The 21,877-nt window shown below is 39.3% G+C and carries 20 protein-coding genes; 11 read left to right on the top strand and 9 right to left on the bottom strand.

Features of this window, described 5'->3' with window-relative positions; genetic code table 11:
* Positions 1-47 precede the first annotated feature (47 nt).
* The 3 genes from ACF8D3_RS12095 to ACF8D3_RS12085 all read left to right on the top strand — a co-directional run bounded on the left by ACF8D3_RS12095 (position 48) and on the right by ACF8D3_RS12085 (position 2,563).
* Positions 48-1,118 (top strand): DUF1176 domain-containing protein, encoded by a 1,071-nt coding sequence (locus ACF8D3_RS12095; RefSeq protein ID WP_392471671.1) that lies wholly within the window; start codon positions 48-50, stop codon positions 1,116-1,118.
* Between the two features lie 36 nt (positions 1,119-1,154).
* Entirely contained in the window at positions 1,155-1,925 is a 771-nt protein-coding gene (locus tag ACF8D3_RS12090) for a hypothetical protein (RefSeq protein ID WP_392471670.1), read from the top strand.
* Positions 1,926-2,047: 122 nt separating this feature from the next.
* Positions 2,048-2,563: a hypothetical protein gene (locus tag ACF8D3_RS12085; RefSeq protein ID WP_392471668.1), complete on the top strand. Its 516-nt coding sequence runs from the start codon at positions 2,048-2,050 to the stop codon at positions 2,561-2,563.
* A 110-nt stretch (positions 2,564-2,673) separates the two neighbouring features.
* Here the strand turns inward: ACF8D3_RS12085 and ACF8D3_RS12080 are convergent, their stop codons facing one another.
* The gene (locus ACF8D3_RS12080; RefSeq protein WP_312105601.1) at positions 2,674-3,252 is read right to left on the bottom strand and encodes a DJ-1/PfpI family protein; all 579 of its coding nucleotides are present in this window, start codon (positions 3,250-3,252) and stop codon (positions 2,674-2,676) included.
* Between the two features lie 172 nt (positions 3,253-3,424).
* Positions 3,425-3,793, bottom strand: a complete 369-nt coding sequence (locus tag ACF8D3_RS12075; RefSeq protein ID WP_392471775.1) for a hypothetical protein — start codon at positions 3,791-3,793, stop codon at positions 3,425-3,427.
* Positions 3,794-4,253: 460 nt separating this feature from the next.
* Between ACF8D3_RS12075 and ACF8D3_RS12070 the strand changes: the two genes are divergently transcribed.
* A complete protein-coding gene (locus tag ACF8D3_RS12070) occupies positions 4,254-6,887 on the top strand; it encodes an N-6 DNA methylase (RefSeq protein WP_392471666.1) in 2,634 nt (877 codons plus the stop codon).
* Between the two features lie 45 nt (positions 6,888-6,932).
* Here ACF8D3_RS12070 and gatB read toward each other — a convergent pair whose 3' ends face one another.
* The 3 genes from gatB to gatC are packed head-to-tail and all read right to left on the bottom strand — an operon-like array spanning position 6,933 to position 10,251.
* A complete protein-coding gene (gatB, locus tag ACF8D3_RS12065; RefSeq protein WP_312106090.1) occupies positions 6,933-8,402 on the bottom strand; it encodes an Asp-tRNA(Asn)/Glu-tRNA(Gln) amidotransferase subunit GatB in 1,470 nt (489 codons plus the stop codon).
* A complete protein-coding gene (gene gatA, locus ACF8D3_RS12060; protein WP_312106088.1) occupies positions 8,402-9,880 on the bottom strand; it encodes an Asp-tRNA(Asn)/Glu-tRNA(Gln) amidotransferase subunit GatA in 1,479 nt (492 codons plus the stop codon). The genes gatB and gatA overlap by 1 nt, the downstream gene beginning before the upstream one ends.
* 53 nt (positions 9,881-9,933) lie before the next feature.
* Positions 9,934-10,251 (bottom strand): Asp-tRNA(Asn)/Glu-tRNA(Gln) amidotransferase subunit GatC, encoded by a 318-nt coding sequence (gene gatC, locus ACF8D3_RS12055; protein ID WP_312106086.1) that lies wholly within the window; start codon positions 10,249-10,251, stop codon positions 9,934-9,936.
* A 133-nt stretch (positions 10,252-10,384) separates the two neighbouring features.
* Here gatC and ACF8D3_RS12050 point away from each other — a divergent pair, with 133 nt between their 5' ends.
* From ACF8D3_RS12050 to ACF8D3_RS12025, 6 genes are all read left to right on the top strand, one after another.
* A complete protein-coding gene (locus ACF8D3_RS12050; RefSeq protein WP_004877105.1) occupies positions 10,385-11,425 on the top strand; it encodes a rod shape-determining protein in 1,041 nt (346 codons plus the stop codon).
* 17 nt (positions 11,426-11,442) lie between these two features.
* Positions 11,443-12,300, top strand: coding sequence for a rod shape-determining protein MreC (gene mreC / locus ACF8D3_RS12045; RefSeq protein ID WP_004877103.1), 858 nt, complete (start codon positions 11,443-11,445; stop codon positions 12,298-12,300).
* Positions 12,287-12,778 carry a rod shape-determining protein MreD gene (gene mreD, locus ACF8D3_RS12040; protein ID WP_004877100.1) on the top strand — a complete coding sequence of 164 codons (492 nt, stop codon included), beginning with the start codon at positions 12,287-12,289 and terminating at the stop codon, positions 12,776-12,778. The genes mreC and mreD overlap by 14 nt, the downstream gene beginning before the upstream one ends.
* On the top strand, positions 12,766-13,332 hold the full coding sequence (locus ACF8D3_RS12035) for a Maf family nucleotide pyrophosphatase (RefSeq protein WP_312106082.1): 567 nt from the start codon (positions 12,766-12,768) through the stop codon (positions 13,330-13,332). Before mreD ends, ACF8D3_RS12035 begins: the two co-directional genes overlap by 13 nt.
* Before the next feature lie 42 nt (positions 13,333-13,374).
* Positions 13,375-14,829: a ribonuclease G gene (rng, locus tag ACF8D3_RS12030; protein WP_004877097.1), complete on the top strand. Its 1,455-nt coding sequence runs from the start codon at positions 13,375-13,377 to the stop codon at positions 14,827-14,829.
* A gap of 138 nt (positions 14,830-14,967) precedes the next feature.
* Complete coding sequence (locus ACF8D3_RS12025) at positions 14,968-15,141, top strand: PA1571 family protein (RefSeq protein WP_004775299.1); 174 nt, start codon at positions 14,968-14,970, stop codon at positions 15,139-15,141.
* Between the two features lie 33 nt (positions 15,142-15,174).
* On the opposite strand, the gene ACF8D3_RS12020 is transcribed toward ACF8D3_RS12025, so the two are convergent.
* Together ACF8D3_RS12020 and ACF8D3_RS12015 are read right to left on the bottom strand one after the other, a co-directional pair.
* Entirely contained in the window at positions 15,175-16,560 is a 1,386-nt protein-coding gene (locus ACF8D3_RS12020; protein ID WP_004877095.1) for a wax ester/triacylglycerol synthase family O-acyltransferase, read from the bottom strand.
* Between the two features lie 450 nt (positions 16,561-17,010).
* On the bottom strand, positions 17,011-17,742 hold the full coding sequence (locus tag ACF8D3_RS12015; RefSeq protein ID WP_392471665.1) for a phosphoadenylyl-sulfate reductase: 732 nt from the start codon (positions 17,740-17,742) through the stop codon (positions 17,011-17,013).
* 173 nt (positions 17,743-17,915) lie between these two features.
* On the opposite strand from ACF8D3_RS12015, the gene thrH reads away from it, so the two are divergent.
* Complete coding sequence (thrH, locus tag ACF8D3_RS12010; RefSeq protein WP_392471663.1) at positions 17,916-18,533, top strand: bifunctional phosphoserine phosphatase/homoserine phosphotransferase ThrH; 618 nt, start codon at positions 17,916-17,918, stop codon at positions 18,531-18,533.
* Positions 18,534-18,620: 87 nt separating this feature from the next.
* Here the strand turns inward: thrH and ACF8D3_RS12005 are convergent, their stop codons facing one another.
* Both ACF8D3_RS12005 and ACF8D3_RS12000 read right to left on the bottom strand, forming a co-directional pair.
* Positions 18,621-19,850: an OmpP1/FadL family transporter gene (locus ACF8D3_RS12005; RefSeq protein WP_392471662.1), complete on the bottom strand. Its 1,230-nt coding sequence runs from the start codon at positions 19,848-19,850 to the stop codon at positions 18,621-18,623.
* A gap of 273 nt (positions 19,851-20,123) precedes the next feature.
* Positions 20,124-21,566: an OmpP1/FadL family transporter gene (locus ACF8D3_RS12000; protein WP_392471661.1), complete on the bottom strand. Its 1,443-nt coding sequence runs from the start codon at positions 21,564-21,566 to the stop codon at positions 20,124-20,126.
* Positions 21,567-21,877: the final 311 nt, after the last annotated feature.

Raw genomic sequence — 21,877 nt, 5'->3', positions numbered from 1 at the left:
ATATTCTTACTGAAAAATAAAATAGATTAGACCGAGAAATAAGTCTTATGAAAAATATCATTTTAATATGTTGTTTGATGTCCATTAGTGCCGCAGCATTTGCGCAGGAGATCAAAGGGATTTCATTTACGCATGGAGATTGGGAAATATATTGTAGTAACACGGGAACATGCCAAGCAGCAGGCTATTCAGATGAATATAGTCATGATCCGAATGAACCTGCCTCGTTATTATTAACCCGACTCGCGGGTGCTAAGCAAGCCGTCAAGGCTGAATTTGCGCTGGGAAGTATTGACGAGCAGGCGCAGCTCGCAGGAAAATTAAAAAACATTCATTTTTATGTCAATGGTAAAGATCTTGGAGCAGTCTTAGTGGATGGTGCTGATTTTCCGATTATGGGGAAACTCACTGCTGCTCAGGTCAATGCATTACTACAACAATCTAAACAAAAAACGGAAATTGTGTTTAAAAACCCAAATGTCCAATGGCAAATATCAGATAAAGGTATGACCGCTGTATTATTAAAAATGGATGATTTTCAAAAGCGAGTCGGTACGGTTGGGGCATTGATTAAAAAAGGTAAAATGGATGAGTCAAAAGTCCTATCAGCACAACCAAAAATTATTGTAAAACAAGTGAAGACCAGTAATAAGCCTTATCTCACTTTGCAGTCGAACAATAAACGCTATGCATCTATACATCAAATGTTAATGGCTGCTCAGCCTGCACCAAAGGAAGGTGGTTTTTGTGAGGGACTCTATAATGGTGATGAATATGAGCCACAACCGATTGAGTTATATAAATTGGGAAATAAAAAAGTATTGGCAATGACGATTTGTTGGCGCGGTGCTTATAACGAAGGATATGGCGCTTGGGTACTCAATGAGTCACTTACTGGTAAAGCGACTTTCGTGACTGAACATGCGTCAGAATTTTACCAAGGTATTATCAGTAGTGCTCAAAAAGGACGAGGTATAGGGGATTGTTGGAGTACCGCTGAATGGGTGTGGGATGGGCAAAAGTTTGTCAATACCAAAGATATGTGGACAGGCATGTGTAAAGGGCTTGCCGCTGGTGGGGTTTGGGAACTTGATCGCATTGAAGCGATTGTAAAATAATATTTTATTTATCTAAAAATAGCCTAAGGAATGATGATGCTGAACAATAAAATTTATTTAAGTGGGCTGATTTTAACGATTTCATTGAGCTGCTTTAACACTTCAATTTTTGCTGCGTCATTGCAGATTTTAGAATTTAAAAAGGCTCAACTCAGTCAGATTGAGCAAAAGCAAATTTGCGAGCAACTTAGTGATGTTTGCCAACAACAAACGCCGCTTCGCAGTCTAAAAACGGCTGATCAAAAGTTATGGTTATTGTCTGGTGATCAGATCGCTCAGTTTTATCCATCTGCTACTGGCTTGAAATTGAAAAATAAGTGGCATGTCGGTTTAGCGAATGATGAAGAAAATACTTCAGATGGACAGTTTATTTTCCCTAAACTTTTTCCAATGACTGAAAGCCGTTATGCAATTGCTATCATTGAGCGTTCTTCTGAAATGTATTCAGGTGGTGGAGCAGGGATGGAGCGTGCGAGTTTTTATGAATTAAAGGATTCAGGGCAGACACATCGCTTTATTGAAAATTATCCTTTTAGTTTTAATCGCATGATTCGGGCATGTTTTTCTGAGCAGGAATATAAAAGTTCTCAAGGCAAATGCCATGATGAAGATCGTCTCAGTTTAGATATTCGCCCGATTAAACCAATGTTGTGGCAATTCCGCTATCGCTACAGTTTGGATGTATCACCTGTATCGGATTCGGGGGAGAAGTCATTTAAAGGCAGTCGTAATCTGAATATTGATCTAAACAAAGCACCACAGCAGCCAAATATTCCTGTAAATTGGGATTATCAGGGACAAGGTTAAGTTCGAGTTTTACATTTTGCCTAAGTTTTAAAGGTTTGGGCTTACGCAATTTACAGCGTCATAACAGATGATCTAGCGAGTACATGCTACAAAGAGACAGATTGCATTTTGGAACTGCGCTTATGTCTCGTGTTTATATTTCTGCTCGCCGTAAGATTTCTCATTTGAGTCGTTCTGTGTTGATGGCTGCGGCTGTGTTGGGAACAACCCAAGTGGCAATCTCAGGGCCAACAGTGGATCAACTCAGTGATTGTTTGGTGAAAGCCACGACAGCAGCAGATAAAACCACGGTGTTGCAATGGACGTTTACGGCTTTAGCAGCGCATCCTGATTTAAAGTCTTTTAGTAATGTTACGCCTGAGCAGAAGAATCAGTTAGATCAGAAATTGGCGCAGGTTTTACAGCGTGTGATTGTTGAACAGTGTTCGACACAGACTAAGGCGGTGATTCAGGCTGAGGGGATTCAAGCGGTTGGTGAGGCTTTTCAGCAGTTAGGTCAGAGTGCGGGTGAGGATATTGTCAAAGACCCAGCGGTAAGACAGCAGTTGCAAGGGACGTTGCGCTATATTGATTTAAATAAATTGGTCATGACTTTTTTAACACCTGATATTTGGAATAAGTTGGGAATCACGAGATAGTAATTTAGTTTTCTGCTTCTCAAATAAATGAATGTAACCTGCTGCTATTAGACAAAATCTAACTAACAGCAGGTTTTATTTAGTGGCGTGGCTTTAATGGTAATACCTACTTAAATACTAATCGTAGCACCTAAAACTTTCACAAATTGCGCTAACCAAGCTGGATGTGCAGGCCAAGCAGGCGCAGTCACTAAATGTCCATCTGTAACAGCTTCGGTCACGGCAATATCTGCGTATTGCCCACCTGCTAATTTTACTTCGGCAGCACATGCAGGGTAAGCAGAACACAAGCGGTCTTTTAGTACATCTGCCGCAGCAAGTAACTGAGCGCCATGACATACCGCTGCAATTGGTTTTTTCACTTGATCAAACTCACGCACAATTTCGATAACACGTTCATTCATGCGTAAATATTCTGGTGCACGACCACCCGGAATGACTAAACCTACATAGTCTTCAGTATTAACAGCTTCAAAATCATAGTTAATGGCAAAATTGTGACCGCGTTTTTCGCTATAGGTTTGGTCACCTTCAAAATCATGAATTGCAGTCGCAATATGGTCGCCGTTCTTTTTATTTGGGCAAACAGCATGCACGGAATAACCTAAACCAGTTAAGAACTGAAATGGAACCATAGTTTCATAGTCTTCTGCATAGTCACCGACCAACATTAAAATCTTTTTAGACATGATTTATCTCGCTTTTTAAAATATAAGTTATCTAAATTCTTAATTTAAATTAGCACAGTCACTGTGTCATTTTTTAGAAAAAAGTGCATTCTTTAGTCGAAGGATGTTTCATAAATGATGTAAAAAAGCCCTGATAAATCGAGACTTTTTAATTTTATCAGGTCTGTTTTTTTTATAACTCGCAAGCTTTACCTTCATATTCATAACGGTTGATGATGTACTCTTTACCATTCCATCGATAAATAGCAAAACAGAAGCCTGGCCCCCCATTTTCAATATCAAGCCAGCCATCTTTGCCTTTAGTTTTCAAAAAGGTAGGTATGCCAGAGTCACTAAATAGTTGTTTCCATTTACCATCTTTTTGTTGTGAAATAATATGGTAGCCAACACCCGTATTGCAGTAACACATAGTGCTACTATCTTGAATAACGGCATCTTTACGGCCATCACCATTTAAACCTTTATAAATAATCATTTCACCCTGCTCACAATTTCCTGCCCAGCCATGTTTTGTTTTTTTGAAATCTGCAGCTTTAAAGATTTAGCTAGCTTCTTTTGTAGGAGCTCTGGAATTAGTTTTTGTGAAGATACTTGTGCTTAGAAGTGTAAGCATAGCTAATGTAATATCTGCCTACCCTCACTTGCGCTTCGCTTTAAAGCAGTGCTTAAAACTTACTCAGGAGATGGGATTTTAATTTTTTAAATTTGAGCGAGTATTAGACTAGTAATTTAAGCGTCTTCTCCTTGTTGGACAAGGTGAGGGAAGTGATATACCGAGCAAATGGTAATGTTTGGATGGTCAGGAAAGTTGGATACACGTACCAATTGGCGATTTCACTGTAGAAAAACTAAACGATAAAAAATAAATTAACTTAATATAAGTAGTAATGGAAATTTCAATAGCGATATTTAGATCAAAATAACTAGTAAATTTTTTTTTTGGTACTATTCTCTAAGCGTTGCTAGGAATCCTAGATTTTTCACATTTGTCGGAGTTTTTCTTGAAAAACATTTTTTGCTCTATTGATAATCTTAAAAATGAAGCTGATGTTGAGACTTTTTTTATCAATAGAATGCTTGTGCATTTAGGTTATGAAGACGCGGACATAAAATTAAAAACGTCTATTAGTGAGTATGAAATAGGGAAAGGTAGTAAAAAAACTCTTTACAAGCCAGATTATGTAATCTTAATAAATGGTATTCCATCAATTGTTATAGATGCTAAATCACCAAATGAAAATATAATCAATTGGGAGCATCAATGTTCTTCATATTGTTTAGAAATTAACAAGGAATTTGATTACAATCCTGTAAATTATTACATCCTAAGTAATGGAAATACAACAAATTTATACCGTTGGGATCAGAAGAAGCCTTTGTTGGAATTAGGTTTTGATGATTTTTATAATGATAGCTTTGCTTTCATGGAGTTTGAGAATTATCTTTCCAAGTCTTCTATGATAGCTTTGGTTGAGCATGTGAAAGAAGAGTTAGATAATTCACATTTCTTGTTTGAAAAGGTTTCTTTAGAAGAGCTATCCACAAAATTCCAAAAATTGCATGAAGAAATTTGGAAGTCAGAAAAAAAGGGACCTAGTGCTGCTTTCCAAGAGCTGATAAAAATTTTCTTTGTGAAAATTAGAAAGGATAGAGATATTCATATTAAATTAGGTAGTAATCCAAAGCCGAAGTATAAGGATGTGATATTTTCTCAAAATTGGATAGCATCGCAAACAGAAACTAATAATCCTATTAATCAAATATTATTTAAAAATTTATTAAATGAATTAGAAAAAGATATTATTTATGGCAATAAAAAAAGGTTTTTTGATAAAAATGAGCAAATAAATATCTCTTCATCAACTATGAAAAAGGTTGTAAAAGAGATTGAAAATATTGATTTGTATGGCATGGAAGAAGATGTACATGGTCGTATGTTCGAAACATTTCTTGATGCAACAATTCGTGGTAAGGATATAGGTCAATTTTTCACACCACGTGATGTTGTTGATCTTATGGTTGCTTTGGGAGATCCTAAAGTAATAGTTGGACCTTCTGATGTGTATGTTCCTAAAGTCTTGGATGCCTGCTGTGGTTCAGGCGGTTTTTTGATTTCATCCTTGACTAGACTTTTTAAAAGTTTGAAAAATCTAAAAGGTTTAACGTCAGCCGAGAAATTAAAAATTGAACGTATAATTAAGCTTAAAAGTATCTATGGCATAGATGCAGGCAGCGATCCATCGATGTATAAAATTGCTCGTATGAACATGTATTTACATGGTGATGGTGGGAGTAATATTTTTTATGCTGATTCTCTAGATAAAAATATAGGAAAAATCGGAAATGATGATCTGGAGGTGGATCGTCAAATAGAAGAGCTTAGAGAACTTTTAATAGATCAAAATATTAAATTTGATCTAATACTCTCGAACCCACCATTTTCACTACAATATACAAGGGATAATAAAGATCAATCTGATATTTTAAATGAATATGCATTGTCAAGAGATAGCGCTGGGGGGAGAATCATTAAAAGTCTTATCAGTAGCGTTATGTTTATTGAAAGATATAAGGATTTAGTATCAGATAACGGTTTGATTATTGCAGTTATTGATGATTCAGTTTTATCAGGTGAGTCATATCGGTATATAAGAAACTATATACGTGAAAATTTTATTATTAAAGGCATCATTTCCCTGCCTGGAGATGCATTTAGAAGAGCGTCTGCTAGAGTAAAAACATCCATCATTCTTCTAAAAAAGAAGATGGAGAAAATTGACACTCAAGAGGATGTTTTTATGGCATCTTCAATATATTTAGGTTTGGATAAGAAAACTGCAAAAAGAATTGGTGTTGATTATAAAAATCTTGATGCTCTCAAACAGGAGGAAATGTCAAGACTTATAAAGGATTACAGAGACTATTGTTTAGGTAATGATTCCGAATATGTAATTCCTTTTGAAAATTGTCTAGATCGACTTGATGTTAAATATTGTATCAACGATCGAGGTAGAAAAGTTCCTATTTGGTTAAAGAAAGGTTATCAAACCGATCAATTAGGAAATATTCTGGCTGTGGCAAAAGATAGGGATGAGCTAGTAAGTGATACAGAGCAGTATCAGCTACTTGTCGTTAATTATGAAGGCGAAATTGTAGATGGGGATATTTTGGATGGCACAGATTCCTCATACTCGAAATTATTTAAAGTTCAAACTTGGGATATTCTAATTTCTAATATGGGATTTGGAAGAGGTGCGATTAGTATTGTTCCTCCTTATCATTCTGGTAAGTTTGTTTCTAATGAATATACTATATTGACTGCATCTTCAAAAGAACATGCAGTATTTTACGGGAGTATCTTACGGACCAAAGAAATACTAGGAGATGTATTTTCTTCGACAACAGGAATGAATCGTGGTCGAATAAAATGGGATATTATTAGTACAGTATTAGTGCCTATTTATGAAGAGAATGATGAAATAAAAGAGCTGACGATCGAGATAGAAGCATTTTGGAATGCCTATGAAAAATTTAATTCGAGAAAATTAGCTCATATTAACCGAATATCTAAGGATTTAGAAATTGCGGATGAATCATCCTATAGACGCTGGCTGTCTTTTAAGCCTCCAGAATAAAATAAAAAAACCCGCTCTAAAGCGGGTTTTTTAAATTAGATTGATTTAACCAATCAATTTTTTCATTAATTCATTTACTTGAGCAGGGTTGGCTTTACCCTTGGACGCTTTCATGACTTGACCTACAAGACCGTTAAAGGCTTTTTCTTTACCAGACTTGTATTCTTCAACCATTTTTTCATTGGCTGCAAGTACTTCTTTAATGATTGCTTCAATTGCCCCAGTGTCAGTTTCTTGCTTCAAGCCTTTTTCCGCAATAATGTCATCGGCAGATTTACCTTCCGATTCCCACATAAAGCCAAAGACTTGTTTCGCAATCTTACCGCTAATAGTGTTGTCGATAATACGCGCAATCATGCCGCCAAGCTGTTCAGCAGAAATAGGAGAGTCAGCCAAATCTAGGTTTGCTTTGTTTAACGCGCCTGAGAATTCGCCCATCACCCAGTTTGCAGATACTTTACCTTGTGCAGCACCGCCCGCAGCAGCCACAACAGCTTCATAGAAGTCTGCCATTTCGCGTGAGAGCGTAAGTACATGTGCATCGTACTCAGTTACGCCAAAGTCTGCGATAAAGCGTGCACGGCGTGCAGCAGGTAGCTCTGGAAGTGCAGCACGAGCAGCTTCAATTTGCTCATCTGCAATAATCACTGGTAACAAGTCTGGATCTGGGAAGTAGCGGTAGTCATTCGCTTCTTCTTTAGAACGCATTGAACGCGTTTCCATTTTGTTTGGATCGAACAAACGTGTTTCTTGGTCGATGCTTCCGCCGTATTCCAAAATTTCCATTTGGCGTTCAATTTCAACATTGATCGCTTGTTCAATGAAACGGAATGAGTTGAGGTTTTTCAACTCACAGCGTGTACCAAATGGCTGTCCCGGACGACGTAAAGACACGTTACAGTCGGCACGGAATGAACCTTCTGCCATGTTGCCGTCAGAAATACCTAACCAACGTACGAGCGTGTGAATTGATTTGATATATGCTACAGCTTCTTCAACCGAACGCATGTCAGGTTCAGACACGATTTCAAGTAAAGGCGTACCAGCACGGTTTAAATCGATACCTGACATACCTTCAAATTGGTCATGGATCGATTTACCTGCATCTTCTTCAAGATGAGCACGAGTCACGCCAATGCGTTTTATAGTGCCATCTTCAAGTTGAATGTCGATATGACCCAGGCCGACAATCGGATTGTCCATCTGGCTGATCTGGTAGCCTTTTGGAGAATCAGGATAGAAGTAGTTCTTACGTGCGAATACAGAGGCTTGATCGATATAGGCATCGATACCCAAACCAAAGCGAATCGCAAGATCAACCACTTCTTCGTTCAAAACAGGCAACACGCCCGGCATTGCCAAATCAACAAGACTGGCTTGTGTATTCGGGTCTTGACCAAATTCAGTCGATGAACCTGAGAAGATTTTAGATTTTGTTGCAAGCTGAGTGTGGATTTCAATCCCGATAACGACTTCCCAACCGTCAATAAGCTTTAACTTTTGAGCTTCAGTCATTATGCATTCTCCTCAGCAATTGCCGCACGTTTGGTATGCCAGTCTGTGTTTTGTTGATATTGATGCACAATCGACAACAATTGTGATTCTGACCAATAGTTACCAATCAACTGTAAGCCCACTGGCAAGCTGTCTTTGTCAAAACCAACAGGTGCATTGATTGCTGGTAGACCTGCCAAGTTCACAGCAAGGGTATAGATATCACCTAAATACATTTCAGTCGGGCTGAGATTCGCTCCGATCTTATAGGCTGTGGTTGGAGCAGATGGAGCAGCAATCACATCAACATTTTCAAATGCTTTCAAGAAGTCTTGCTGAATTAAACGACGTACTTTTTGTGCTTTGACATAATAGGCATCGTAATAACCTGCAGAAAGGGCATAAGTACCAATCAAAATACGACGTTGTACTTCTGCACCAAAACCTTCTGAACGTGAACGTTTATACAAGTCCATCAAGTCCACAGGATTTTCACAACGGTAGCCGTAACGCACGCCATCAAAACGTGACAGGTTTGAAGATGCTTCTGCAGGTGCGATCAAGTAGTAAGTTGGTACATAGGCTTCAGTCATGTTGAGATCAATCTCAACCAAAGTTGCACCCATTTCTTCCAACTTTTTCAATGACTCTTCAACGCGTGCTTTTACATCAGCATCTAAACCAGCCACATTGAAGTATTGCTTTGGAATACCAATGCGTAAGCCTTTCACTGCTGTACTGTTCAAGTTAGCCACGTAGTCATCAACTTCTTTATTGACTGAAGTTGAGTCTTTGGCATCATGACCCGCGATCACATTCATTAAATATGCACAGTCTTCTGCAGAACGTGCCATTGGACCACCCTGATCCAGTGATGATGCATACGCAATCATACCGAAGCGAGAAACGCGACCATAAGTCGGTTTTAAGCCAGTTAAGCCACAGAATGAAGCTGGTTGGCGAATTGAACCACCTGTGTCTGTACCCGTCGCAATCGGTGCTAAATCAGCAGCGACAGCCGCAGCCGAACCACCTGATGAACCACCTGGTACATGATCAAGTGCCCAAGGGTTGCCCGTTGCGCCGACATAAGAGCTCTCAGAGGTTGAACCCATTGCGAATTCATCCATGTTCACTTTACCCAGCGTTACAAGACCAGCTGCTTTGGCTTTTGCCACAACAGTTGCATCGTAAGGTGAAATAAAGTTGTCGAGTATTTTTGAACCAGCAGTGGTTTTAATCCCTTTGGTACAAAAAATATCTTTATGCGCAAGTGGAATACCTGCAAGTGCATGTGCATTGCCTGCTTTAAGCGCAGTATCAGCAGCATCGGCTTCAGCTAATGCTTGTTCTGCTGTAACCGTCACATAACTCTTTACTTTTGCGTCAATTTTGGCAATACGTTTTAAATAATGTTCAGTCAATTCGCGTGATGAAAATTGGGCTTGTTTTAAGCCTTCAGAGAGCTCACGGATGGATAAACGATGTAAATCTGTCATATGAAAAATTTCTTTACATTCTAAATATAAAATATGAGTTAATTGAATAAAAATTATTCAATTACGCGAGGTACGAGGTATAAACCTGCTTCTGTAGCAGGGGCTACCGCCTGATATTCATCACGGTGATTGTTTTCAGTCACCACGTCTGCGCGTAAAGGCTGAGGGTTGTCAAATGGGCTCTTTAAAGGCTCAACATCATCGGTATTAATGCCTTTTAAGCTTTCCATCATGCCAAGGATTTTATTTAAACTTTCAGCATATTCAGCTGATTGCGCCTCGTTTAAAGATAAACGAGCAAGGTGTGCAATCGCTGAAACGGTCTGTGCATTTAAGTCCGTTGTCTGCTGAGCATCTGATGATGTAGACATAACTTTACCTAATTCAGTATCAAAAAATTGCAAAATATCGTGCGTTATAATAAGCGATTGACTTGTTCAAAGCATCACATTTCGTTAAAGTTGCCACCTTGCATCCATACAAAGTTTAATTGGGAACGTCCCCGTGATTCTAAAACGACTAATTGGCCTGTTTTCGCCGGATTTAGCCATTGATTTAGGTACTGCAAATACGCTTATTTATGCACCAGGCCGTGGCATTATATTAAATGAACCTACTGTTGTGGCGATTCGTCATAGTGGTTCGCAAAAAATTGTTGCTGCTGTAGGTCTTGATGCTAAACAAATGTTAGGTCGTACACCAGCGAATATCTCTGCAATTCGTCCGATGAAAGACGGTGTGATTGCTGATTTCGAAGTAACTGAGACCATGTTGAATCAGTTCATCGGCAAAGTACATGAAAAGCGTTTGTTCCCGCCAGCGCCGCGTGTTGTAGTTTGTGTACCATGTAAATCGACTTTGGTTGAGCGCCGTGCTATTCGTGAAGCCGTATTTAATGCTGGCGCACGCGATGTCCGCTTAATCGAAGAACCTATGGCTGCTGCGATTGGTGCTGGTATGCCAGTTGAACAAGCGTGTGGTTCGATGGTTGTTGATGTTGGTGGCGGTACCACTGAAATTGCAATCATTTCATTACAAGGTTGTGTATACGCTGATTCTTTACGTATCGGTGGTGATGTATTTGATGAACAAATCATTAACTACGTTCGTAAAGCACACGGTTGTGTTATTGGGGAAACCACAGCTGAAGTGATCAAAAAAGAAGTAGGTATGGCTGTTAACGACGGTAAAACACTTGAAATCGAAGTGCGTGGTCGTAACTTGGCAGAAGGTGTACCTCGTGCAATTACTGTGACTTCTGACGAAATTACCCAAGCGATTGCTGACCCATTACAAAGCATCGTAAGCGCTGTTAAATCAGCACTTGAACAAACACCTCCTGAGCTATCTTCAGATATCGCTGAACGTGGTATCGTGTTGACAGGTGGTGGTGCATTACTTCGTAACTTGGATAAGTTACTCGCACAAGAAACTGGTTTACCAGTGATTGTTGCTGATGATCCTTTAACTTGTGTCACTCGTGGTGGCGGTAAAGTTTTAGAATTCTTTGACAACCCAAATCACGACATGCTTTTTGTTGGTTAAATCATAAGGACTAGGCGGTGCAACCGAATCTTTTTTCAAGACAACCGCCATCTTTTCGCTCATTTGTCATTGCGGTCATTACATGCTTGGTTGTGCTTTTCTTTGATTGGCGCATGCCTTATGTAGTCAAACCAGCAAGGGATGTGCTTTATGCAGCGTATAATCCAATTTATGCGCTTGCGAGCTATCCTGTACTGTCGCGAGAATGGCTCAACCAACAAACCAAATCAGAAGCTCAATTGCGCCGTGAAAACACCGCAATGCAAGCTGAGCTATTACAAGCACAAGTCCGTTTACAAAAGCTTTCTGAGCTTTCAGCTGAGAACAATCGCTTAAGAGGTTTATTAGATACGCCATTAATTATCGATGGTCGTATGCAAATTGCCGAAGTGATTGGAACGGATGCTGATCCATTACGCCATATCATTATTATCAACCGCGGTGCAGTCGATCACTTAAAAGTGGGGCAAACTGTACTGGACGATAAAGGGATCATGGGGCAATTGGTTGATGTTTACCCGCATAGTTCTCGTGTCATGCTTCTTTCGGACAAAGAACACTCTCTATCTGTACGGTTAGAACGAACTGGAATGCGCGCTATTGTTTCTGGAACAGGTGATCTAGGTCAGCTGAAGATGGATTATGTTGCAACCAGCGCCAACGTCAAAGTGGGCGATAAAGTTTATAGCTCAGGTCTAGGTGAACATTTTCCAGCTGGTTATTTAGTGGGTACAGTGTCTAAAGTGAGTCGCCATACTTCAGGTGAGTTTGCTGAAATTGATGTTAAACCTGCGGCACAACTTGCCAGTGGTCATCATGTTGTCGTGTTATTCTCAGAGTCTTTAGCGCAGGAGCAACCTTATGCCGATCGCTAAATTAAACTACGAGAAACGTAAAGATCCATTATTGATGATCATTATATCGATCATAGCAGGGTCTGTGCTGATGGTGTACCCAGTGTCATATGAGACAGCGGGTTGGCGGCCTTCTTTCATGTTAATGATCTTATTGTTCTGGATACTTTACCAGCCTATTTGGTGTGGTGTCTGGTTTGCATTTGGTATGGGTATCTTTGTTGATCTACTTTTGGATGCACCATTAGGGTTAAATGCGCTGAGTTTTGTACTCATTACCTTTGCAACACGTTATTTTATTCGTGAGCGACGAATTTTGACTTTTGGTAATTCTTGGGTGATTGCTGCATTGGCTGTCATCGCACACATTTTATTTTTATGGGTGAGTCAAACCATTGCCGGTACTCATTTTTCGATTGCGCGACATTGGCAACCCGTGATGAGCAGTGTATTAGCATGGCCATTGGTTTATTATTGTTTACATAAATGGCGCATATAATTTTAGCTTCGAGTTCACCTCGTCGCAAAGAACTCCTTAAACAATTAGGGCTAGTATTCGAAACCTTTAGTCCTGATGTAGATGAGTCTGTTTTAGTGGGTGAATCTGTTGAAATTTATGTTGAGCGTTTAGCACGTCTTAAAGCTGAAACTGTGTTAGAAAGTTACCCTGATGCTATTGTGATTGCTGCTGATACAAGTTTAAGCTTTGCTGGACAGATTATTGGGAAGCCTGAATCAAAACAACATGCTTTTGATATTTGGAGACAATTGTCAGGACAATGGCACGATGTTTTTTCAGGTGTTTGTGTTGCAACAACGACGGAAAGACGAAGCATTGTCGTTCAAACACAAGTACAGATGATGCAATTAAGCCCAATAGAAATGGAAAAGTATTGGGCAACAGGTGAGCCAGTCGGAAAGGCTGGTGCATATGCGATACAAGGAATAGCGGGGCAATTTATTCCTCAAATTCGGGGGAGCTACAGCAATGTTGTTGGCTTGCCTTTGTATGAGACAGCACAGTTATTAGAAAGCGTTAAAGCATCAAGCTGACACTTTCGGGTATAAGAATTTTTATAAAGTTTTGAGTTTGTTATGGCAGAAGAGTTGCTGATTAACGTCACGCCGATGGAATGTCGTGTGGCTTTGATTGAAAATGGTACGGTCAATGAACTATTTGTTGAGCGGACTGTAAAACGTGGTTTAGTGGGAAATATTTACAAAGGTAAAGTTGTACGCGTACTGCCGGGTATGCAAGCTGCTTTTGTTGATATTGGTTTATCTCGGACAGCTTTTCTGCATATTAATGATATGGTGTGGCCACGTTCGCAGCCCACGCCGAATGTTTTTGAACTCCTGCATCCGGGGCAGACGCTCACCGTTCAAGTCATGAAAGACATGCTAGGAACGAAAGGGGCTCGGCTTAGTACAGATCTTTCAATTCCTTCTCGTTATCTTGTATTGATGCCTTATGGTAATCATATTGGTGTTTCTCAGCGTATTGAACAAGAAGAAGAGCGTGATCGTCTCCGTGGCATCATTGAGCGTATTCAGTCTGAACATAATTTACCGGGCAGTGTCATTGTTCGTACTGCTGCTGAAGGTGTGGATGAAGCATCTATTGAACAAGATATGTGCTATCTCAGTAAGCTTTGGGAGTTTATTCAGCGTAAGCAAAAAGAAGTTGCAACACCTGAATTAATTTTTGAAGAATTGCCTTTACCTCAGCGTATAGTTCGTGATCTTGCGAGTAATGAAACTGCGAAAATTTATGTCGATTCACGTGAAATTCACGGAAAATTAAGCGAATTTGTGGATGAGTTTGTCCCAACAATACAAAATCGTTTAATCCATTATCCGGGTGAAAAACCACTTTTCGATTTATATAACGTCGAAGAAGATATTCAAAAAGCTTTACAAACACGAGTTGCGCTCAAGTCTGGTGGCTATCTGATGATAGACCAGACTGAGGCGATGACGACGATTGATGTCAATACTGGCTCTTACGTCGGCGGGCGTAGCTTAGAAGACACTGTATTTAAAACCAATATGGAAGCAACTCAAGTGATTGCGAGACAACTACGTCTACGTAACTTGGGTGGAATCATTATTATTGATTTTATTGACATGCAGGAAGCTGAGCATCGTGAAGAGGTGATGCGTCAGTTTGAAAAAATGCTTGAACGAGATCATGCGAAAACTAAAATCACTCAGGTTTCTGAGCTTGGTTTAGTGGAAATGACACGTAAAAGAACGCGTGAATCATTGGAACATTTGCTTTGTGAATCATGTCCGACCTGTCAAGGACGTGGTTATGTCAAAACAGCAGAGACAGTATGTTACGAGATATTTCGAGAAATCTTACGATATGCGCGCGCATTTGATTCCAAGGGTGGCTTTACTGTCGTTGCTCATCCAGCAGTGATTGATCGCCTATTAACAGCAGAAGCCCCAGCTGTCGCGGATTTAGAACATTTCATCAATCGTGTGATTAAATTCCAAGTGGAAAATCTGTATACGCAAGAGCAATACGATATCATTTTAAGCTAAAGTTGTAACAAGATTTCGCTTAAGCCTTGTTACAACTGAAATTTTACTTTCTATCACGAATTTTAAATACTAGATCTATAGAATTAGCCACAGACATCTTTTGAGTGTCTTAGCGAAAATATAATGAGGTATATAATTATGAATGTTAGTGAAAGATTAGTGAATCACGGTTTTAAACATGTGTTGGACAGCAACCCTGTGAATACATGTTATATGGTTGATAGCCAAGGTAAAGAAGTTCAAATTACCACTGCAATGATTCGCTCTGCATGTCATCAGCTCTTACAGCGTTGTCGTACAATTAAGAAGTAAGGGGCTAACGAAAGCCCCTTAATTTTTTCTCTATCAATTTGCTACTTTTTCTCGTGGCAATTCAGAGATAGCAAGTTCAAAACGTTGAATCTCTTCTTCCAAGTGTGTCAGTAAGTTTTGCATCTTTGGTAAAGCATTACGACATGCAATCAAACCGACTTCTAACTTGTCCAAATAACTAGTCATCGTGATATTCAATGCCTGACCGTCCATTACGATAGAGGCAGGATAGAGTGCATCTAGCTTCGCACCATTCCAGTACAGGGGTTCACGCGGGCCAGGAACATTTGAAATGACAAGGTTAAATGCTTGACGCTTAGGTAACATACCTGACGCAATATTCAATCCCGCTGGTCCATAAACAACTGCACTGTAGTTGAGAATTTCATTTGCAGTCATTCGGCTAAAACGTTGCTTCGAGTTTTGCACGCTACGACGAATAATCTCTAAACGTTCAATAGGATCTTCAATGTGAGTTGCTAGATTTGCCAGAATCATAGTAATACGGTTGCTGACATCAGAATCATCAGTACGTAAGGAAGCAGGTACCATCGCGATTAACGGTTTTTTCGGCAGACTATCTTGATTGATAAGATATTCACGTAATGCACCAGAACAAACTGCTAATACAACGTCATTAAGTGTTACGCCAAGTGTTTTAGCGATTAGACGAAAACGTTCCAACTCAAAAGATTGTGCTGCAAAACGGCGAGATGAACTAACACGTTGATTTAAAATTGAAGGTGGTGCTTGGAAGGTAGAAACATAATCAGGGTTTTTACCAATTTCTTTGAAGATGGTCTGAGATAGTTCTTGCATGACTTTAGGTGCAACTTCAAGCTGAGACTTGATACCATCCATAATGCCTTTGATTTTACTTACTGTTGGCGGCTTTGGTGCTTTTAAACGTTTGCCACGTTTTCCTTCTACACACCACAACGGTACAACGTGTTTTTCATTTGGATCTTTTGAGAGAGACTTTTCAATCAGGCGCATACCTGCAACGCCATCTACCATCGCATGATGGATTTTAAAATACATCGCAAAACGATTGCCTTCGATACCTTCAATGATATCGCAAGTCCACAATGGTTTTGCACGGTCAATTAGAGAGCTATGTTGTTGAGAAATATAGACTAATAATTCACGAATACGCCCTGGATTCGGTAATGCAATATGACGAAAATGATGATCAATATCAAACTCTTCGTCTTCTCCCCAAAAGAGGCCGTTGAGTTGATTATTAAATGGAGGAACAGGAATACTTTTAGATTGGCGAATATCCTGAACGAGATCATGTACGAACGTTGATGATGCATTTTCTGGAATCTCGAATAAAAACAAGCCACCTACATGCATAGGTTGTTGCCTTTTCTCTAAAGACAGAAAAATAAAATCAATAGGGTGTAAAGGGCGCATAGCAGATATAGCCTCTCATTGCATTTTTTATAAGATACTTGTAGGGTCTGATGACGTTTCAACTATGCCTTGCGTTATAGGCTAAAACCACACAAATGAGGCATGAAATGCAGGCAATGGCGATTCCCTTGTCAAATTTCATAACGAAGTTTGGGGCAGTTTTAGCCATAACCCTATGGGACAGGGATATTTTTTGCCGCTACTGCGTTATGTCTTGCTCATTTAGAATGGTTAAATTTCGCAAAACATGCCTTGTATCGTCTAAAAATATCCTCTGTCGCAAGCATCTGTGAAATGTCAGCAGACCCTATAATTCTTATTAGAATTATTGAACCGTGCTTAGAAGTATATACGGTTTAGTCTGGTTAAAATATGGCTTTGTACACAGCAGTCAGGAAAAATAAAACCACTGATGTTTCAGTGGTTTTTAAATATTAAAGTAATAATCTATTATTTTTTTAGGTTTCCAACGTGCAATCCGCATTCCTTATGCGTCGCTTCTTCCCACCACCAGCGACCTTCACGCTCATGCTGATTTGGTAGGACTGGACGTGTGCAAGGCTCACAGCCAATTGAAATAAAACCACGCTCATGCAAAGGGTTATATGGAATTTCCATCATGCGGATATAGCTCCATACATCTGCGCTACTCCAGTTTGCTAGCGGATTGTATTTGATTAGTTGCTTACCTTCACCTGAAAACCCTACATCAGCTTGTACGACTGGCACATCGCTACGCGTTGGGCTTTGGTCTTTACGTTGACCTGTAATCCAGCCATCAAGTGTTGCAAGTTTTTTGCGTAAAGGTTGTACTTTTCGAATACCGCAACACTCTTGATGACCATCTTCAAAGAAACTGAACAAACCTTTTTCATTTACAAATTGTTGAACGGCGGCAGACTCGGGGAAGCAAATTTCGATATTGATCTTGTAGTGCTTACGAACTGTTTCGATAAATTGATAAGTTTCAGCATGTAACCGACCTGTATCTAAACTAAATACACGAAAAGGTTTACCGATGCGAGATGCAATATCAATGAGTACAACATCTTCTGCACCTGAGAATGAAATTGCAATTTCTCCCTCTTGATTGAGTGCGAGTTCTAAAATTTCTCGTGGTGATTTGTCTGCATATTCAGCAGCGAGTGCATCTACATGGTCAATAGTCGGAATAACAGTCATGGATGTTCCTGGCGATAGGCTTGGGCACAATTTTAAATCATTCTAAGCAAATCAGTTTGCTTGTTCTTGATTTTAATCTTGCAGAATAAAATGATTTTATTCAACAATAGCGCAAAAATTGAATAATCTTAGTGCTATGATACAGCAATTTTTAACCAACATTGGAAGCATTCATGGAAATCGTATGCCTAGATCTTGAAGGGGTGTTAGTTCCAGAAATCTGGATTAATTTTGCTAAAAAAACAGGAATTAAAGAACTCGAAGCGACTACACGTGATATTCCTGATTACGATGTGCTAATGACACAGCGCTTAAATATCTTGAAAGAGCATGGTTTAGGGTTAAACGATATTCAAGCGGTGATCGCTGATATGGGGCCATTTGAAGGTGCTAAAGAGTTTGTGAATTGGGTTCGCACGCACTTTCAATTGATTATTCTTTCTGATACGTTTTATGAGTTTGCTCATCCGTTGATGCAGCAATTAGGTCAACCAACGATTTTCTGTCATAAGCTTGAGACAGATGAAAATGGCATGATTACGGCTTATAAACTACGTCAACCAGATCAAAAGCGTCAGGCAGTAAAAGCATTACATGGTTTAAATTTCCGTGTGATTGCAGCAGGTGATTCTTATAATGATACAACGATGCTCGGGGAAGCGGATCATGGTTTTCTGTTTGATGCACCAGATAATGTGATTGCAGAATTCCCGCAGTTTCCAGCATTGCATGGCTATGAAGTATTAAAACAAGCGATCCGCTCTGTTTCTCAGCGTAATATTCCAGAATAATGAGTTTTCCCTAGCTTTCTCGTAAGAGAATGAATGGGAAATTAAAAATAAAAGGCGCTTGTAGCGCCTTTTATTTTTAGATGAAAATTAGAATTTATATCCAATTTTCAAACCATAAGCGATCGCATCATTATTTTTGAATTCGGCAACATGCTCTGGTGTATTAAACTGAGACCCAGACTGAGCTTTCGCATCTCCTAGCCAGAAGTACTTTACACCACCCGCAATAAAGTAGTTTGGCGCAGGGCTATATTGCACGCCAACACCAACATTCCAATAACCTTCTGTTGGACCAAGTGTTGTAACAGGGTTGCCAGCACCAGAATCCCAACCTACAGATATATTACCGGCCCAATGATCATTGACCTTACGACCTACACCTGCAGTGACTGAATATTGATCGTCAGTATAAGCTACAAGGTCAAAACCGTCTTTTTTCCCTGTTTTATTAACGATAGGAGGTAGAACGGAAGCGGCGCCAAACTTATAAGGACGAATTGCAAAGTCTTTCCAGTTCACCCACCGAACGTTTGCGAACGCAACAGTATTTCCCATGATTCCCGTTTGAAAATCGAGGTTAACCGATTGAGGTGTGGTGATTTCAGTTGTACCTTGAGCATTGTTAATTTGATTTAACATCGCATCAAAAACGGGACTGCCTGTAAAACCTGTAATTCCATGATTTTCATATGCATTCATTTCATGCTTGATTTTGGCACGGTAAGTTAAAGAGGTTTTTAGTGCAATTTCAGGAATTTGATAAGCAATACCTGCTAACCAGCCAACTGCTTCGTCCCGACCTGTTTTAAAATCGTAACCACTATAAGCACTATAGCTTTCACCACGTAATAATACTGTTGCATCAAGTGTTTGATAAACTGCACCTGCATATAGGTTCCAGTTTTGATTTGGTTGATAACCAAAAAGCAAGTTTAGGTTTTCAGTATCAACAGTTACAGAAGTTCCACCTTGAAAGGGCAACGGTCTGCTTTCAATAAAGTTACTTTGACCCCTGTATTGAGCATCTGCACCGTATGGTTGGTCGTAAATAAGGCCGATAGAAAAATGTTCCGTGGCTTGAATTTTTAAGGCTGCATTTGGTGAGTAATAGTGATTTGCCATATCACCTGTGTTGTTTTGAGAGATGTCTTTACCAGAAACATTTGGATCAAGTACGGTAATACCTGCTTCAAAATAGTTGTTTGGCTGCAAGAATGCTGCAATTGATTGTCCTGAGCGATCCAGTGCTGCGGCAAACGTTGTCGTTGTTGGAACTAAGCTAAGTAGAAGAGCCGTTTGAATAGCATTCAGCTTCATTAATATGTTCTCTCAAATCACTTTGTAACAAGATTGGCGCGAAAAGTAACATAATTTTTATTCGCTTAAATATTTTACAAATGTCAATAAATGAACTGATGAAGTCACGAAAAATGCTTGAGTGATAGGTGTTTATATTGAACGTATGGGAAATTAAGGATGAAAGGATATAAATATTCAGATTCTAATGCTATTCAAAAAATCTAAAGGTAATTAGGTACTTTGAACATAAAAAAAGACCATCAAATGATGGTCTTTTTTGGAAAGCTTTACTTAGAAGCGATAACCAAGTTTCAGACCGTATGCAATTGCATTGTTGTCTTCAAAATTAGCTACATATTGATTGCTGCCTGCTTGAGCACCAGTTTGAGCTTTGGCATCACCTAACCAAAAGTACTTCACGCCACCAGCGATGAATGTTGCTGGAGTTGGGCTGTATTGAACACCTACACCAACGTTCCAATAACCTTCTGTAGGGCCGAGTGTTGTCACTGGGTTACCAGCACCTGAGTCCCAACCAACTGACACATTACCAGCCCATTGCTCATTCAACTTGCGGCCTACACCAGCATTTACAGACCATTGGTCATCAGAATATTCAACCAAGTTGAAACCATTTGGACGACCAATCAAGCCACCAACTTGTTTTGACAACACACCGAATTTGTACGGTTGAATTGAGAAATCTTTCCAATTTACCCAACGTACGTTTGCGAAAGCAACTGTGTTTGCCATGATGCCAGTTTGGAAATCAAGGTTTACAGATTGTGGTGTAGTGATTTTTGTTTTCTTATCTTGTGCAAGACCTGCTGCAAGTTGATTTGGATCTAAACCTAAACCAGCTAGTACTGCTGGTAGCGCAGGGAATGCTAATAATGAAAGATCTTCTTGAGCTTTAACGTCGTGATCAATTTCAGAACGGTACGTCAACGATGCTTTCAGTGCAATCTCTGGAATTTGATATGCAGCACCTGCTAACCAGCCTACACCAGTCGTTTCTTTGATTTTTGCATCATAACCGTTATAAACGCTATAGGCCTCACCGCGAAGACTTACATTACCTTTAATGGTCTGAATTGCTGGACCAGCGTAAAAGTTAAAGTTTTCAGTTGGTTGGTAACCAAAAACTAAAGATAGGTTTTGAGTATCTACTTCTACCTGAGTGTTATTTGAACCAGTACTAGAGCCTAAGAACGGTTTGGCCGCATTTAAAGCGCCAGCTAATTGTTGGAATTGAGCACTTCCTTGAACTTGAGCTTTTGCTATAGCAAGTGATTCTTCTGTTACAGGAGTGTTACTAGCTTCTAATGCTTGAATTGCGCGTTGTGTTACGATTCCATCAATAGATTTTGCTGACAAAACACCATCATTTGAGTTTGCAACAAAAACATTGTCTCCTGAGTATTTTGCATCAGCACCAAAAGGTTGATCGTATAGTAAACCAAAAGAAATTTTATCAGTAAGTTGAAGTTTTAAAGCTGCGCTTGGGAACATATAGTCATCGCCCATATCGCCGATTTTGCGTTGAGTCGCAGTATCACCAGCCTCTTGACCTTCAACTGTAGGATCTAGAACCGAAAGACCAGCTTCAAAATAGTTACCTGGTTGTAAAAAAGCAGACATAGATTGACCTGAACGGTCTAACGCTGCTGCAAAAACTCCAGTTGCAGGTAGCGTTGCTAAGATCATGGCAGTGCTAAGATGTTTTAATTTCATTTTAAATCTTTCCTTGAACTTCAAGATTTTTTAAGTGAAGAAGCTACGATTGGCTTGCCAAACTGATTATTAAATGTATTTGGCTATAACTTCATGTAACAAAAATACCATAATTAAAATAAGAGTAAATGTTCTAAATGAACTATTCAGTACGATTGATTACATGAAAATGACTAAAAAAAATGCTATAAATATTTATATACATATGTGTTTTTATTGGTAAAATAATGAAAAATATAAATTATTAATTTAAAAGCCGAGATGGTTTTTTTGGCTTTTTTGTAGAAAATAATTTTTTTAGGGTCAAAGAT

The organism is Acinetobacter sp. YQ_14 (assembly GCF_043102985.1).
In the GTDB taxonomy this organism is placed as follows: domain Bacteria; phylum Pseudomonadota; class Gammaproteobacteria; order Pseudomonadales; family Moraxellaceae; genus Acinetobacter; species Acinetobacter venetianus.
The sequence above is the reverse complement of the archived record's forward strand: the minus strand, read 5'-3'. Positions and strand labels throughout refer to the sequence as shown.

Coding starts and splice junctions, on each gene's coding strand:
- ACF8D3_RS12095 (WP_392471671.1), top strand. CDS start 48: ATGAAAAATATCATTTTAATATGTTGTTTGATGTCCATTAGTGCCGCA.
- ACF8D3_RS12025 (WP_004775299.1), top strand. CDS start 14,968: ATGAATGTTAGTGAAAGATTAGTGAATCACGGTTTTAAACATGTGTTG.
- rng (WP_004877097.1), top strand. CDS start 13,375: ATGGCAGAAGAGTTGCTGATTAACGTCACGCCGATGGAATGTCGTGTG.
- gatA (WP_312106088.1), bottom strand. CDS start 9,880: ATGACAGATTTACATCGTTTATCCATCCGTGAGCTCTCTGAAGGCTTA.
- mreD (WP_004877100.1), top strand. CDS start 12,287: ATGCCGATCGCTAAATTAAACTACGAGAAACGTAAAGATCCATTATTG.
- ACF8D3_RS12080 (WP_312105601.1), bottom strand. CDS start 3,252: ATGTCTAAAAAGATTTTAATGTTGGTCGGTGACTATGCAGAAGACTAT.
- ACF8D3_RS12005 (WP_392471662.1), bottom strand. CDS start 19,850: ATGAAGCTGAATGCTATTCAAACGGCTCTTCTACTTAGCTTAGTTCCA.
- ACF8D3_RS12035 (WP_312106082.1), top strand. CDS start 12,766: ATGGCGCATATAATTTTAGCTTCGAGTTCACCTCGTCGCAAAGAACTC.
- thrH (WP_392471663.1), top strand. CDS start 17,916: ATGGAAATCGTATGCCTAGATCTTGAAGGGGTGTTAGTTCCAGAAATC.
- ACF8D3_RS12090 (WP_392471670.1), top strand. CDS start 1,155: ATGCTGAACAATAAAATTTATTTAAGTGGGCTGATTTTAACGATTTCA.
- ACF8D3_RS12015 (WP_392471665.1), bottom strand. CDS start 17,742: ATGACTGTTATTCCGACTATTGACCATGTAGATGCACTCGCTGCTGAA.
- gatB (WP_312106090.1), bottom strand. CDS start 8,402: ATGACTGAAGCTCAAAAGTTAAAGCTTATTGACGGTTGGGAAGTCGTT.
- gatC (WP_312106086.1), bottom strand. CDS start 10,251: ATGTCTACATCATCAGATGCTCAGCAGACAACGGACTTAAATGCACAG.
- ACF8D3_RS12085 (WP_392471668.1), top strand. CDS start 2,048: ATGTCTCGTGTTTATATTTCTGCTCGCCGTAAGATTTCTCATTTGAGT.
- ACF8D3_RS12000 (WP_392471661.1), bottom strand. CDS start 21,566: ATGAAATTAAAACATCTTAGCACTGCCATGATCTTAGCAACGCTACCT.
- ACF8D3_RS12020 (WP_004877095.1), bottom strand. CDS start 16,560: ATGCGCCCTTTACACCCTATTGATTTTATTTTTCTGTCTTTAGAGAAA.